The following is a 12,990-nucleotide window of genomic DNA, read 5'->3' as shown; positions in this document are numbered from 1 at the left end:
CCCCCGACCCGGTCCCTCGGGGGCCGCCCGCACCCCTGCGCCCGGCCGCTACCCCCAGGGGACGTCCGGCGCCCGGTGGTAGTTCACGTCCTGCGCGTCCAGCCGCTGCCCCTGGGCGGAGAGGCGCTGGCGGTAGTTCGCCCAGTTCCGCGGCGCCCGGGACCAGCCCAGTTCCGCCAGGCCCAGGACCCGGGGGAAGGCCATGTACTCCAGGTCCGGACGGGTCCCGATCGTCTCCGTCCACAGCGGCGCCTCGACGCCGAGGACCGCCGGCTCCGCGACCCCGGGCAGGTAGGCGCCCGGGTCCCAGTCGTAGGCCCGCCGGACCGGGACGTACCCAGCCCAGGCCAGACCCGGCCCCGTCGTCACGTCGTACTTCATGTCCAGGTACAGCCGGTCCGCCGGCGACAGGATCAGCCGGTGGCCCGCCTTCGCCGCCGCGGCCACCGCCGCCTTCTCCGCCGCCGGGGTCCGGTCGTGGCCCCAGTACTGCAGCACCGCGTCCTTCGCGGGCCGGGCCGCGGCCAGCTGGTGCCAGGCGACCACCGTCTTCCCGTGCCGGCCGACCACCTGCTGCGCCCGGTCCATGAACGCCGCGTAGTCCGCCGCCGGGGTCGCCTGGGCCTCGTCGCCGCCGATGTGGAGGTAGCGGCCGGGCGTGAGCTCCGCGACCTCGCCGAGCACCTCGTCGATGAACTCGTACGTCCGCTCCTTCGCCACGCACAGCGAGCTGAAGCCGACCTTGATCCCGGTGTAGCGCTCCCGCGCCCTGCCGTCGCAGTTCAGCTCCGCGTACGAGGCCTGCGCCGCGTTCACGTGCCCCGGCATGTCGATCTCGGGGACCACGTCCACGTACCGCTCCCCCGCGTAGGCGACCAGGGAGCGGTACTCGTCCTTCGTCCAGTACCCGCCGGCCCCGCCGCCGACCTCGCTGCCGCCTCCGTACTCCGCGAGCCGCGGCCAGGCGTCGATCGCCAGGCGCCACCCCTGGTCGTCGGTCAGGTGCAGGTGCAGGGTGTTGACCTTGTACTGCACGAGCTGGTCGACGTACCGCTTGACCTGCTCCACCGAGAAGAAGTGCCGCGCCACGTCGACCATCGCCCCCCGGTACGCGAAGCGCGGCGCGTCGGTGACGGTCCCGCCGGGCACCGTCCCCGGGCCGGTCACCGGCAGGAGCTGGCGCAGCGTCTGGCCCGCGTGGAAGAGCCCGGCCGGCGTGCGTGCGGTGAGGGTGATCCCGGTCGGGCCCGACTCCAGCCGGTACCCCTCCTCGCCCACCCCCTCGGCCTCCTCGTCGATCCGCAGCCGGACCCCGTCCCCCTCGGCCCCGTCGACCACGGGCAGCGGCAGCCCGCTGGGACCCCGGAGCTGCTCGGCGAGGAGTTCGCCGACCTGCCGGACCTCCTCGTCCGCGCCCAGGCCGGTACGGATCACCGTGCCCGCCCCGAAGGCGTACCCCGGACCCTGGGCGCGGGCGGAGACCGGCGCCGGCAGGAGGCGCTCGAAGGGGGCGAGGACGGCGGGCCGTTCGTCGCCGGGTTTCGCGTCGTCACCGTGGGCGGCGGTGCAAGAGACGGCGGCACCGAGGACGAGGAGGGTGCCGAGCGTGCGTCGCAGGACTCTCATGGGCCCAGGTATAGGCCAACGCGCGGCCGACTCGCCCGTCCCGGCCGGTGCGAGAATCGCGAGATGGCGGAAATCATCCAGAAGGACGGCACATGGACCTTCGACGGGGACACGGTGCGCATCGTGCCGGGCCGCGACAAGGGGGTGGGGCTGCTGCGCCAGACCCTCGGCGAAGTGGCCGTGCCGCTGAGGGCGCTGGCGGGCATCAGTTACGAACCGGGGCGCAAGGCGGGCCGGTTGCGGCTCCGGCTGCGTGACGGGGCCGACCCCCTCCTCCAGGTCACGGCCGGGCGGCTGCCGGAGGCCTCCGACCCGTACCGGCTGAGCGTGGACTCGGACCGGGCCGGGGTCGCCGAGTACCTCGTGGACGAGGTGCGCAACGCCCTGCTGCTGGAACAGGTGGACCCGGGCTCCTGCGACTCCTACCTGCTGCCGGGGCCGGCCGTGCCGATCACGGTGGGCGCGGGCGACGGGACGGTGGCCTTCGACGGGGACCGGGTGGCCCTGGACTGGAACTGGACGACGGAGGAGGCCAAGCGCTCCGGGGGGCCGCGCGAGTTCCGGCTCGCGGACGTGCGGGCGGTGGAGTGGTACCCGTCGAGGGGGCTGGAGAACGGGTGGATCCGCTTCACCCTGGCGGGCGCCCCGGCGGCCTCGCCCCCGCCGAAGTACGACCCGTGCGCGGTGGAGCTGTTCGGCTTCAAGAAGGACCCGCTGATGGCGCTGGTGGCGGCGGCGGTGGCGCTGAGGCTGCCCCACCCGGCGGCTCCCGCGGCGCCGCCCGAACCCGCGCCCGTGCCGGCGCCGGCGTCCGCGCTCCCCGCCGGGGACTGGACCACGTCCGGCGCGGATCCGGTGGATCACGACGCCCTGCTGCGGCGGCTGCGCGAGCTGGGTGAGCTGCATCAGGCGGGGGTGCTGACCACCGAGGAGTTCGCCACGGCGAAAGCGGCAATTCTGGGCCGTTTCTGATCCAGCTTGACCGGAATTAACGATTCCTCTGGTCCAGACCAGCGGGATCCTGCCCGAAACCGGGCAGGATCTTTGCGTTCCTGGCCGTAGGCCGTCACTATCTACGGATGCTCGACCGCCGCCCGTCGCATGACGATCTTGTCGACCACCTGGTGCGGACCACCTCGCTGCAGCGCGGTGAGGCCGCCCGGGTGGTACTCGACGTCCTCGCGTACTTCGACGAGAAGACCGAGGACTTCGTCCGCCGCCGCCACCGTGAGCTGCAGTCCGGTGGCGCGGTCAACACCGAGATCTTCGAGCGGATCGCGGCCGAACTGCCGCACCGCGCCGTGGCGCCCCCGGAGCTCTCGCTCCGGCAGTTGCGCCGCATCGTGTACGGCTGAGCCGGCCCGCCACAAGCGGGCCCGGCGGACGAGAACAACCGAACTTCAGGAGGGGTAACACCTTTATGTGCGGAATCGTGGGTTACATCGGCAAGCGTGACGTGGCACCGCTGCTGCTGGAGGGCCTCCAGCGCCTCGAGTACCGCGGATACGACTCCGCGGGCATCGTCGTCAACAGCCCGAAGTCCGGTGCGCTCAAGATGGTCAAGGCCAAGGGCCGCGTCCGCGACCTCGAGGCCCGCGTGCCCAAGCGGTTCGCCGGCACCACCGGCATCGCCCACACCCGCTGGGCCACCCACGGCGCCCCGAGCGACATCAACTCGCACCCGCACCTCGACCCCGAGAACAAGGTCGCCGTCGTCCACAACGGCATCGTCGACAACGCCTCCGAGCTGCGCGCCAAGCTCGAAGCCGAAGGCGTGGTCTTCGCGTCCGAGACCGACAGCGAGGTCATCACCCACCTGATCGCCCGCGCCCAGGCTGACACCCTGGAGGAGAAGGTCCGCGAGGCGCTCAAGGTGATCGAGGGCACCTACGGCATCGCCGTCATGCACGCCGACTTCGCCGACCGCATCGTCGTCGCCCGCAACGGCTCCCCCGTCGTCCTCGGCATCGGCGAGAAGGAGATGTTCGTCGCCTCGGACGTCGCCGCGCTGATCGCACACACCCGCCAGGTCGTCACCCTCGACGACGGCGAGATGGCCACCCTCAAGGCCGACGACTTCCGCACCTACACCACCAGTGGTACGACGACCACCGCCACGCCGGAGACCGTGGAGTGGGAGGCCGCCTCGTACGACATGGGCGGCCACGACACGTACATGCACAAGGAGATCTCCGAGCAGCCCGACGCGGTCGACCGCGTGCTGCGCGGCCGGATCGACGACCGCTTCAACACCGTGCACCTGGGCGGCCTGAACCTGGACCCGCGCGAGGCGCGCGGCATCCGCCGGGTCAAGATCCTGGGCTGCGGCACCTCGTACCACGCGGGTCTCATCGGCGCCGGCCTCATCGAGGGCATGGCCCGCATCCCCGCGGACGCCGAGCCGGCCTCCGAGTTCCGCTACCGCAACCCGGTCGTGGACCCCGACACCCTCTACATCGCGGTCTCCCAGTCCGGTGAGACGTACGACGTGCTCGCGGCCGTGCAGGAGCTCAAGCGCAAGGGCGCCCGCGTCCTCGGCGTGGTCAACGTCGTCGGCTCCGCCATCGCCCGCGAGGCCGACGGCGGCGTGTACGTGCACGCCGGCCCCGAGGTCTGCGTCGTCTCCACCAAGTGCTTCACCAACACGGTCGTGGCCTTCGCGCTGCTGGCCGTGCACCTGGGCCGGATCCGCGACCTGTCGGTCACCGACGGCAAGCGGATCATCGAGGGCCTGCGCAAGCTGCCCGCGCAGATCCAGGAGATCCTCGAGGGCGAGGAGGACATCAAGAAGCTGGCGGCCCAGTACGCCGAGGCGAAGTCGATGATGTTCATCGGCCGGGTGCGCGGCTACCCGGTGGCCCTGGAGGCCTCCCTCAAGCTGAAGGAGATCTCCTACATCCACGCCGAGGCCTACCCGGCCTCCGAGCTCAAGCACGGCCCGCTCGCGCTCATCGAGCCGGCGATGCCGACGGTCGCGATCGTCCCGGACGACGACCTGCTGGAGAAGAACCGCGCGGCGCTGGAGGAGATCAAGGCGCGCAGCGGCCGGATCCTGGCGGTGGCCCACCGCGAGCAGGAGAAGGCGGACCACACGATCATCGTTCCCAAGAACGAGGACGAGCTGGACCCGATCCTGATGGGCATCCCGCTCCAGCTGCTGGCGTACCACACGGCCCTGGCCATGGGCCGGGACATCGACAAGCCGCGCAACCTGGCGAAGTCGGTCACCGTCGAGTAGGTCGCACGGACACCGCGAGAACGGCCCCCGGGGATCCCCGGGGGCCGTTCTCGCCGTTACGTCCCTCAGCTCGCGGCCACCGCACCGCGGCCCGAGGCCTTGCCCAGGGCCATGGGCCAGTGGGCCAGCGCCGCGGTGGCGCCGTACCAGGCCAGCAGCCCGGAGACCGCGGCCACCCAGCCGGCGGCCTTGCCCAGTGCGTCGCTGTCGGCGAAGGCGCCTATCGCGAGCAGCACGAGGGAGAGGGTGAACAGGGCGTACACGCCCTGCCCGAACAGTCCGCTCGCGGCCCCCGCGGTGAGGGTGAGCCCGAGCAGGGCGAACAGGATCAGGAACATTCCGGCGGCGTCTGCCGAAACCTTTCCGTCGGCTCCGGAGGCCCAGGTGAACCAGAAGGCGCCGAGGCCCGCGAACGCCGTGCCGTTGAAGCCGTTGCCGCCGCGGAACTCCAGGATTCCGAGGACGAACAGGGCGAGACCGCCGACGTAGGTCGCGAGCGACACGGAGTTGGCCACGGTCACGCCGTCGATGATCCCGGTGTGGCCGATACCGAACGCGAGAAGGGTGAGACCCAGGGCGATGTGCCCGAGGGTCGAAGTCGAGGCCGTGCTTCCCGCAGAGACACCATTGTCCACGGCGGGCTCCCTTCGATCTGCAGTTGTTTGCTGCGTCCCAGCAGCATTTATCTACCCTTTACGAGGGGGTTCACAACCGCACAACCGACGTACAACGGGTTACGGAATGACAACAACGGGTCGCTGTGCCCGCTTGGCGAGCCGGCCCGCCACCGAGCCGAAGATCCGGCCGACGATCCCGTGCGTGGAGCCGACCACGATGGCGTCGGCCGAGTACTCCCGGCCGACCTCCTCCAGCTCGTGGCAGATGTCGCCGCCCCGCTCGACGAGGATCCACGGCACCTCGGCCAGGTAGTCCGCACAGGCCAGCTCCAACCCCAGCACCTCGGTACGGTGGTCCGGCACGTCCACGAAGACGGGCGGCTCGCAGCCGGCCCACATCGTGGCGGGCAGCCGGTTCGCGACATGGACGATGATCAGACCGGAGCCCGAGCGGCGGGCCATCCCGATCGCGTAGGCGAGGGCGCGCTCGCTGGAGGTGGATCCGTCGAATCCCACCACGACGCCGTGCCGGAAGGCCGGGTCGCAGGGATGGCGCGGCTGTTCCACCGCGCGCAGGTCGGCCGATTCAGGATCGGCGAGACGTTTGCGCTTGCGGTCCGCGGGTTCGGAGAATTCGTGACCGGCCATGGATGTCTCGGCGAAGAGGTCCTCGGGGGAAGGGACAGGGGGCGGAGCGAAATCGGCGACTCAGGGTGACGGAGCTCTGTCCGGGAAGCATCTTCCCAAGTCCGTACCCACCAGGGTACGGCGACACTCCTGTCCTGCCCAGGGCTTGCCGCCTCTGGAGAGCGTCCCAGGGAGCATGCCGGAGCCGAGCCCGGTTGGCAATGGCCGCTGTCCCCTACAGCCAGTGACGAGCCACCTGCCCGCCGGGTACGCGCCACCCGTGCGCGCAGTGACCGAGCGCCGTCGAACGGCGTTGGACACGAGTCCGACCGTCCAGGAAGAGCCCGCAGGGAGCACGCCGTGCCCGGTCGTCCGGTTCACCCCGTCCAGCCCGCGCAGCCGACACAGTCCGTCCACTACGTCCGCTCCGTCCACACGTCACCTTCTCCCCTTCACTCGTCCGTGCAAGCCGGCAGGCACCCCCATGACGACGCCGCGGGTGACGTGGTGCGCTGGGCCGCCTTCAGCTGTCTGCTCGTCCCCGTCGTCCTGGTCGTCTACGGGACCTCCTTCGGCGGCGCCGCGGTGGCGACGCTGGGGCTGACCGCCGTCACGGCCGCCTGCCGGGTGCTGCTGAGGCACTCGGAAAAGGTGGAGCGGACCGCCGCCAGGGTCCTCGCGGAGGAACGCTTTCCGGGCGCCCATCGCGGCCGGCACTCGCGCGGCGGGGCCGGAACACACCGCGGCTGCCACGGTTCCGGCGTGATCTCCCCTCACGACTGACCGGTTCGCACACCCACACCCGCATATTTTCAGCCAACTTCCAGGCAGGGTGCCCCCCTTGCCGGAATGTCCCCCCAACCCCCCTACCACCAGCGACGACAGAGCCGGAGGGGCGCCGCGACCCTATGGGTACTGGCCATGGCCAACCTGCGCGCTTCCCACCCAGGTAGCGGAGTGGAACGCTTGCTGATCGAATGCTTTTCGCCAAGTTGCCAAGTCGACATAGCGCTGCGTGCTGAACTTGTCACGCCGACACCACGGGACGCAGTAGATTCGATCATGTATTTACGGCGGGGGATCCACGTGCAAGGCCGAGGGGAAACGTGCAGGTGCGACCAGACCAAGGAGTCGCGACACCCAAGGGGGGCTTAGCCATGAGCCAGGATTCCACCGCCGTCGTCGCGGACGCCGGCCGGAAGCTCGCGGGGCGTCGCCGCAGGGAGATCGTCGCGGTGCTGCTGTTCAGCGGCGGACCGATCTTCGAGAGCTCCATTCCACTTTCCGTGTTCGGCATTGACCGGCAGGACGCGGGAGTTCCACGCTATCGACTGCTCGTGTGCGCCGGGGAGGACGGTCCGCTGCGGACCACCGGCGGACTCGAACTGACCGCGCCGTACGGGTTGGAGGCGATCGCCCGGGCAGGCACGGTCGTCGTTCCCGCGTGGCGTTCCATCACTTCACCGCCGCCGCCGGAGGCGCTCGACGCACTGCGTCTGGCGCACGAGGAAGGCGCCCGGATCGTCGGACTGTGCACGGGAGCCTTCGTGCTCGCCGCGGCCGGTCTGCTGGACGGACGGCCCGCGACGACGCACTGGATGTACGCGCCGACGCTGGCCAAGCGGTACCCGTCCGTCCATGTCGATCCGCGCGAGCTGTTCGTCGACGACGGCGACGTGCTGACGTCCGCGGGCACCGCGGCCGGAATCGACCTGTGCCTGCACATCGTGCGCACGGACCACGGCAGCGAGGCGGCCGGGGCACTGGCCCGCCGGCTCGTCGTCCCGCCGCGCCGTACGGGCGGACAGGAGCGCTACCTCGACCGGTCACTGCCGGAGGAGATCGGCGCCGACCCGCTGGCCGAGGTCGTCGCATGGGCACTTGAACACCTCCACGAGCAGTTCGACGTGGAGACGCTGGCGGCGCGCGCCTACATGAGCAGGCGCACCTTCGACCGGCGGTTCCGCTCGCTCACCGGCAGCGCGCCGCTGCAGTGGCTGATCACCCAGCGGGTGCTCCAGGCGCAGCGGCTGCTGGAGACCTCCGACTACTCGGTCGACGAGGTCGCCGGGCGGTGCGGGTTCCGCTCGCCGGTCGCGCTGCGCGGGCACTTCCGGCGGCAGCTGGGGTCCTCCCCGGCCGCCTACCGCTCCGCCTACCGGGCCCGTCGCCCGCAGGCCGACGTGGCTCAGGTGTCCCAGATCGCGGAGAGCCCGGTTCCGCACCAGCGCACTCCGCAGCACCAGCGGACGGCGGCGGCCCTGGCCGCGGCCGGCCCGTCGGTGACGGAGCTGTACGCCCCCGGCCGGGTCCTGCGCGAGCACGCGTAGCCCGTACGGGTACTGCCTGACGGAGGTCCCCCGTATCGGTACGGCACCGATGCGGGGGACCTTCCGCATAAGGTGGGACACATGAACGATCGCATGGTGTGGATCGACTGCGAGATGACCGGGCTCTCGTTGACGGACGACGCACTTATCGAGGTGGCCGCACTGGTCACCGACTCGGAGCTCAACGTGCTCGGCGAAGGCGTGGACATTGTGATCCGCCCGCCGGACGCGTCCCTGGAGACCATGCCCGACGTGGTGCGCGAGATGCACACCGCCTCCGGCCTGCTCGACGAACTGGCCGGCGGGACCACCCTCGCGGATGCCGAGGCGCAGGTCCTGGCGTACGTACGCAAACACGTGAAGGAGCCCCGCAAGGCCCCGCTCTGCGGAAACTCGGTCGGTACCGACCGCGGCTTCCTGCTGCGCGACATGGCCGCGCTGGAGGGCTACCTGCACTACCGGATCGTGGACGTGTCCTCGGTGAAGGAGCTGGCGCGCCGCTGGTTCCCCCGGGCGTACTTCAACAGTCCCCCGAAGAACGGCAACCACCGGGCGCTCGCGGACATCAAGGATTCCATCGCCGAGCTGCGCTACTACCGGGAGGCCGTCTTCGTGCCGCAGCCCGGTCCCGACTCGGACACCGCGCGGGCCATCGCCGCCAAGCACGTGCTCCCGGGCGAGTAGGACCCACCGGAGGCGGGCGCGGGGAATGGGGGGAGCGAGCACCCTCCCGGACCCTGTAACCTTTTCTTCGGCCGGTCGGTTCTCCGACCGGACATGGTGGGTGTAGCTCAGTTGGTAGAGCACCTGGTTGTGGTCCAGGTGGCCGCGGGTTCAAGTCCCGTCACTCACCCTGCAGGAAGGCCTCGGCACGCGAAAGCGGACCGGGGCCTTTCGCGTACGCGGGACCTTGCGCTAGGCGGCGAATGCTTCGGCGTGGTCCTCGCACCACGTGCCGAAGGAGCGGCCCGGGTGACCGGTGAGCTGCTCGACCGCGTCGGAGAGCTCGGTCGGCAGGCCGTCGGTGGTGGCCCAGTAGTCGAGCAGCGCCTGCGCGTACGGCCCGGGTATGGAGCCGTCGACCTCGGACTTCCACTGCTCGGGGGAGACGGCCTCGAAGGGTACGGGCCGGCCGAGGACACCGCCGAGTATGGCCAGTTGGGTCTCGAACGTCAGCGACTGCGGCCCGGTCAGGGTGTAGGCGCGGCCGGCGAGGGCCGGTTCGGTGAGGACCGCGAAGGCGGCCTCGGCGATGTCGCTCTCGTGGACGGGGTCGCCGTAGGAGCCCGGGTAGGGCAGGTGGACCGGGCGGCCGGACTTCAGCGACCAGGCCCAGCCCAGAGCATTGCCGGCGAAGGCGCCGGGGCGCAGCAGCGTGGTGCGCAGCGGGGAGGCGAGCAGGGCCTCCTCGACCGCGAGGTGGGCGGCGGCCAGGGGGCTGTCGGCGGCGTCGGGGGCGAGGACCGAGGAGGAGGACAGGAGCACGACGTGCTCGACTCCGGCGGCGACCGCCTCCTTGACGAAGGCCTCGATGCCGGACGCCTCGGCGTACAGGAAGACGGAGCGGACACCGGCGAGGGCATCGGGGAAGGTGGCCGGATCGCCGAGGTCGCAGCGCACGGTGTCCGGCCCGTCCGGCTCACGGGAGGCGAGGCGGTACGGGATGCCCTGCGCGGCGAGGAGGGAGGAGAGGCCGCGGGCGATGGCGCCGCGGCCGCCGGTGACGAGGATCTTCGACATGTGCGTTTCCTGTTCTAGACTGAAGACGTGACACAGATTGTGTGCGACGCATCTTCTGCGTCACACAGATAAATTTGGAGCATGGAGAAGCCGATGTCAACCAATTACGCTCGTTCGGGTGCGGAGTGGAGCCGCGCCGAGCTGCTCGCGCGCATCGTCACCGAGAGCCAGCGGCATTACGCCGACTACTCGCTCTTCAGCCAGGCCATGGCCGACCACCTCGGCCTGCACCCCACCGACCTGCAGTGCGTGGCCCTCCTGGACATCGAGCCCGACCCCGTCAGCACCGGCGACATCGCCCGCCTCACCGGCCTGACCTCCGGCTCCGCGACCCGCCTCGTCGACCGCTTGGTCAAGGCCGGCGTCGTCGAGCGGCTGGCCGATCCGAACGACCGCCGCCGCTCGCTCGTCGCGCTCTCCCCCACCGCCCGCGAGCGGATCGGCGCCGCCTGGGACACCCCCGGCCGGGCCTTCGGCGCCGTACTGGAGAGCTACTCCGACAGCGAGCTCGCGGTCATCGGCGACTACCTGCACCGCGCCGCCGAGGTCGGCCGGGCCCAGGCCAAGCGGCTGGCCTCGGGCAACGCCGGCGACCCGGCCGTGACCAGCCCCTAGAGGGGGCTTTCGAACCGCGACGGCATCGGGGACGGGGCCGTCGCCGCCGTGACCGGCTCGATCGCCGGCTTCGTGACGGTGGCCCGGCCCGGTTCTGCCGATCTGACGGTCCGGCTGCGGTGGACCATCGCGGCCCGGGCGCCGCTGACGCTCCCGCTGCCGGCGGGGTCGGGCCCGTGGGGCGCGGCCCTGGCCGTCGCCGGCATCGGACTGGCCGTGGCCCCGCACCTGATCGCGCTGTTCGGGCGGGTGGAACGGGCCGGCCCGGCGGAGGGGGTGGGCGAGGCCATGACCGTGCGCGGCAGCGGGCTGATCGCCGGCCATGCCCTGGCGGCGGCCGCCTCCACGCCCTTCGCACTGACGGCTGCCGGAAAGGGCCGGTTCGGCCCCCGCCCGGCCGGCCCGGCTACGAGGACGACTGGATCGCTGCCAGCGACTTCGCCAGATCCTCTGCGGTCATGACCGGACCGACCTCGATCTCGGCGTTGAACTCATGGAACAGGTCCCACGTCAGCTCCGGCACCCGCGCGCTGTCCTGGAGGTCGAAGACGATCCAGCAGGAACGCACGCCCTCGTGCAGCCCGAAGTAGGCCGCCTCCGGTTTGACCTTCTCCAAGAGCTTCTTGATCGCCTGGGGCAGGCCCCCGGTCGTGATGCCCTCGTTGGTGGCGGCCGTGTCCATGTGGGCCCTGAGCATGACTCTCATGCCTAGCTCCTTCCGTCACGCCCACATTCGGCGCGGGACGGGGGCGCGGCAACATTTGCGCCCCCGTCCGAGCCCCGGTGGGCGCGGCGGATGGACGGAGCGTCAGGCGCCCTGGACGTGGAAGTTGAAGTCCGTGTGTCCCAGGCTGCCCATCAGCCGCAGCCAGACGGGCAGCAGCATCTCCGTCCCCCGCGCCGTCTCGATGCCGCCGAGGTCGAGGACGCTCGCCTCCGGCCAGCCGAAGGAGTACAGCAGCTCGCGCACGGCCTTCTTGGCGTCCGCGTCCTCGCCCGACAGGAAGACGTGGTGGTCGCCGGCGACCCGGGCCGGTTCCACCATGATCCGGCAGTTCATCGTGTTCAGCGTCTTGACCACCCGCAGCCGCGGGAAGGTCCGCTGGATCAGCTCGCCCAGGCTGTCGGTGTCCACCGGGTCCAGGGACGGCGGGAACCCGTGCGAGAAGTCCAGCGGGTTCGCGATGTCGATCAGGACCTTGCCGTCCAGGTGCTCGGCGTCGGCCTCCGTCAGGGCGGCGATGCTGACCCGCCCGCCGGTGGCGTTGACGAGGGTCTCGCCCTGCCGTGCGGCCTCGGGGAAGGCGGCCAGGCCCACCTGCGGGTGCTCGGCCGCCCAGTCGGCGTACTCCTCGCGGGTGAGGGTGGCCTCGGGGTCGCGGGTGCCGATGACGACCTCGTGGTCCAGCGAGACGAGCCGGGCGGCCACGGTTCGGCCGACGATTCCGGTGCCGAGGACTGCGTAGCGCATGATCCGTTCCGTTCCGTTCGAGGGGAAGGAAAATCAACCACCTCGTACGGTATGCCCCGCGGCCTTCGCTACGGGCGGTCCAGGAACCCGAGCTCGTACGGAAGCTCGTAGCGCGTGGGGTCGTCCGGCAGGAACCAGTTGAACCCCTCCTCGAAGAAGACGGCCACCACGCTCACCGCGAGGACCAGCCCGAGGAACCACAGCGCGATCAGCCCCACCGTGCGCAGCGGCCCCGGACCGGCTGCCGGAACCGAACGGTCCGCCGTCGTGTGGGCGAAGGCCAGGACGATGCCGACCGCGACGACCGAGGCCTGGAAGAGGATCCACGCCCACACGTAGAGGTGCAGGCCGAACACCTCGGACCCGTAGCCCTTGTCGCCCGGCAGGACGTGCAGCGTGGTCTGCCGCCACGAGGCGAACGAGCCCGCGATCACGGCGACCAGGGCCAGGCCCCAGCCCATCATGTAGTCGCGTCCGGGCACCGATCCGTGCGTCAGTGCCGTGCGGATGATGTGGGCCGCCCCCATCGCCGCCAGCAGCATGCACATCCGCTGCACGATGCAGAGCGGGCACGGGTACTCCCACAGCCCGAACTGGTACAGCAGCCCGCCGCAGACGACACCCGTCCAGCCGATGGCGAAGAGGCACGCGAACCAGTACTGGGCCCGCCCCAGCAGCCCGCCCTCCGGCTGCGCCTCCGGGAGGAGGACCTGCGTCGCGGCCACG

General features: G+C 71.2%; 15 protein-coding genes and 1 tRNA gene. 9 read left to right on the top strand and 7 right to left on the bottom strand.

The features are described from left to right. Positions 1–48: 48 nt before the first annotated feature. Positions 49–1,626, bottom strand: a complete 1,578-nt coding sequence (locus tag ACFWB8_RS01320) for a beta-N-acetylhexosaminidase (protein WP_385220700.1) — start codon at positions 1,624–1,626, stop codon at positions 49–51. 63 nt (positions 1,627–1,689) lie between these two features. Here ACFWB8_RS01320 and ACFWB8_RS01315 point away from each other — a divergent pair, with 63 nt between their 5' ends. The 3 genes from ACFWB8_RS01315 (at position 1,690) to glmS (ending at position 4,864) form a co-directional block, all read left to right on the top strand. Further along, the gene (locus ACFWB8_RS01315; RefSeq protein ID WP_385220698.1) at positions 1,690–2,598 is read left to right on the top strand and encodes a DUF4429 domain-containing protein; all 909 of its coding nucleotides are present in this window, start codon (positions 1,690–1,692) and stop codon (positions 2,596–2,598) included. 107 nt (positions 2,599–2,705) lie between these two features. Continuing rightward, positions 2,706–2,981: a hypothetical protein gene (locus ACFWB8_RS01310; RefSeq protein WP_385220695.1), complete on the top strand. Its 276-nt coding sequence runs from the start codon at positions 2,706–2,708 to the stop codon at positions 2,979–2,981. Positions 2,982–3,046: 65 nt separating this feature from the next. Next, on the top strand, positions 3,047–4,864 hold the full coding sequence (glmS, locus tag ACFWB8_RS01305) for a glutamine--fructose-6-phosphate transaminase (isomerizing) (protein WP_385220692.1): 1,818 nt from the start codon (positions 3,047–3,049) through the stop codon (positions 4,862–4,864). A gap of 65 nt (positions 4,865–4,929) precedes the next feature. Here glmS and ACFWB8_RS01300 read toward each other — a convergent pair whose 3' ends face one another. Both ACFWB8_RS01300 and ACFWB8_RS01295 read right to left on the bottom strand, forming a co-directional pair. After that, positions 4,930–5,499, bottom strand: coding sequence for an acetate uptake transporter (locus tag ACFWB8_RS01300; protein ID WP_385220689.1), 570 nt, complete (start codon positions 5,497–5,499; stop codon positions 4,930–4,932). A gap of 99 nt (positions 5,500–5,598) precedes the next feature. Next, the gene (locus tag ACFWB8_RS01295) at positions 5,599–6,129 is read right to left on the bottom strand and encodes a universal stress protein (protein WP_385220687.1); all 531 of its coding nucleotides are present in this window, start codon (positions 6,127–6,129) and stop codon (positions 5,599–5,601) included. A 441-nt stretch (positions 6,130–6,570) separates the two neighbouring features. Between ACFWB8_RS01295 and ACFWB8_RS01290 the strand changes: the two genes are divergently transcribed. The 4 genes from ACFWB8_RS01290 to ACFWB8_RS01275 all read left to right on the top strand — a co-directional run bounded on the left by ACFWB8_RS01290 (position 6,571) and on the right by ACFWB8_RS01275 (position 9,291). After that, a complete protein-coding gene (locus ACFWB8_RS01290) occupies positions 6,571–6,891 on the top strand; it encodes a hypothetical protein (RefSeq protein WP_385220684.1) in 321 nt (106 codons plus the stop codon). Between the two features lie 374 nt (positions 6,892–7,265). Further along, entirely contained in the window at positions 7,266–8,438 is a 1,173-nt protein-coding gene (locus ACFWB8_RS01285; RefSeq protein ID WP_385220681.1) for a helix-turn-helix domain-containing protein, read from the top strand. Positions 8,439–8,519: 81 nt separating this feature from the next. Next, positions 8,520–9,122, top strand: a complete 603-nt coding sequence (orn, locus tag ACFWB8_RS01280) for an oligoribonuclease (RefSeq protein WP_385220678.1) — start codon at positions 8,520–8,522, stop codon at positions 9,120–9,122. Between the two features lie 96 nt (positions 9,123–9,218). Then, positions 9,219–9,291 (top strand) — tRNA-His (locus tag ACFWB8_RS01275). A gap of 62 nt (positions 9,292–9,353) precedes the next feature. Here ACFWB8_RS01275 and ACFWB8_RS01270 read toward each other — a convergent pair. Further along, the gene (locus ACFWB8_RS01270) at positions 9,354–10,178 is read right to left on the bottom strand and encodes an NAD(P)H-binding protein (protein WP_385220675.1); all 825 of its coding nucleotides are present in this window, start codon (positions 10,176–10,178) and stop codon (positions 9,354–9,356) included. 93 nt (positions 10,179–10,271) lie between these two features. On the opposite strand from ACFWB8_RS01270, the gene ACFWB8_RS01265 reads away from it, so the two are divergent. Both ACFWB8_RS01265 and ACFWB8_RS01260 read left to right on the top strand, forming a co-directional pair. Further along, positions 10,272–10,793 carry a MarR family winged helix-turn-helix transcriptional regulator gene (locus tag ACFWB8_RS01265; protein WP_385220672.1) on the top strand — a complete coding sequence of 174 codons (522 nt, stop codon included), beginning with the start codon at positions 10,272–10,274 and terminating at the stop codon, positions 10,791–10,793. 48 nt (positions 10,794–10,841) lie between these two features. After that, the gene (locus tag ACFWB8_RS01260; RefSeq protein WP_385220670.1) at positions 10,842–11,255 is read left to right on the top strand and encodes a hypothetical protein; all 414 of its coding nucleotides are present in this window, start codon (positions 10,842–10,844) and stop codon (positions 11,253–11,255) included. Here the strand turns inward: ACFWB8_RS01260 and ACFWB8_RS01255 are convergent. The 3 genes from ACFWB8_RS01255 to ACFWB8_RS01245 all read right to left on the bottom strand — a co-directional run bounded on the left by ACFWB8_RS01255 (position 11,200) and on the right by ACFWB8_RS01245 (position 12,989). Then, positions 11,200–11,499: a hypothetical protein gene (locus ACFWB8_RS01255; RefSeq protein WP_385220668.1), complete on the bottom strand. Its 300-nt coding sequence runs from the start codon at positions 11,497–11,499 to the stop codon at positions 11,200–11,202. The two genes, ACFWB8_RS01260 and ACFWB8_RS01255, sit on opposite strands and share 56 nt — an antisense overlap. 102 nt (positions 11,500–11,601) lie before the next feature. Continuing rightward, positions 11,602–12,264, bottom strand: coding sequence for an NADPH-dependent F420 reductase (locus ACFWB8_RS01250; protein ID WP_385220665.1), 663 nt, complete (start codon positions 12,262–12,264; stop codon positions 11,602–11,604). Positions 12,265–12,332: 68 nt separating this feature from the next. Then, a complete protein-coding gene (locus ACFWB8_RS01245; protein WP_385220662.1) occupies positions 12,333–12,989 on the bottom strand; it encodes a disulfide bond formation protein B in 657 nt (218 codons plus the stop codon). Position 12,990 lies beyond the last annotated feature (1 nt).

Source organism: Streptomyces sp. NPDC060031 (assembly GCF_042736805.1).
GTDB lineage: Bacteria > Actinomycetota > Actinomycetes > Streptomycetales > Streptomycetaceae > Streptomyces.
The sequence above is the reverse complement of the archived record's forward strand: the minus strand, read 5'-3'. Positions and strand labels throughout refer to the sequence as shown.

Excerpts from the sequence above, each read along its gene's own strand:
- ACFWB8_RS01310 (WP_385220695.1), top strand. The coding sequence starts at position 2,706 with ATGCTCGACCGCCGCCCGTCGCATGACGATCTTGTCGACCACCTGGTG.
- ACFWB8_RS01285 (WP_385220681.1), top strand. The coding sequence starts at position 7,266 with ATGAGCCAGGATTCCACCGCCGTCGTCGCGGACGCCGGCCGGAAGCTC.
- ACFWB8_RS01295 (WP_385220687.1), bottom strand. The coding sequence starts at position 6,129 with ATGGCCGGTCACGAATTCTCCGAACCCGCGGACCGCAAGCGCAAACGT.
- glmS (WP_385220692.1), top strand. The coding sequence starts at position 3,047 with ATGTGCGGAATCGTGGGTTACATCGGCAAGCGTGACGTGGCACCGCTG.
- orn (WP_385220678.1), top strand. The coding sequence starts at position 8,520 with ATGAACGATCGCATGGTGTGGATCGACTGCGAGATGACCGGGCTCTCG.
- ACFWB8_RS01255 (WP_385220668.1), bottom strand. The coding sequence starts at position 11,499 with ATGAGAGTCATGCTCAGGGCCCACATGGACACGGCCGCCACCAACGAG.
- ACFWB8_RS01320 (WP_385220700.1), bottom strand. The coding sequence starts at position 1,626 with ATGAGAGTCCTGCGACGCACGCTCGGCACCCTCCTCGTCCTCGGTGCC.
- ACFWB8_RS01270 (WP_385220675.1), bottom strand. The coding sequence starts at position 10,178 with ATGTCGAAGATCCTCGTCACCGGCGGCCGCGGCGCCATCGCCCGCGGC.
- ACFWB8_RS01250 (WP_385220665.1), bottom strand. The coding sequence starts at position 12,264 with ATGCGCTACGCAGTCCTCGGCACCGGAATCGTCGGCCGAACCGTGGCC.
- ACFWB8_RS01265 (WP_385220672.1), top strand. The coding sequence starts at position 10,272 with ATGTCAACCAATTACGCTCGTTCGGGTGCGGAGTGGAGCCGCGCCGAG.
- ACFWB8_RS01315 (WP_385220698.1), top strand. The coding sequence starts at position 1,690 with ATGGCGGAAATCATCCAGAAGGACGGCACATGGACCTTCGACGGGGAC.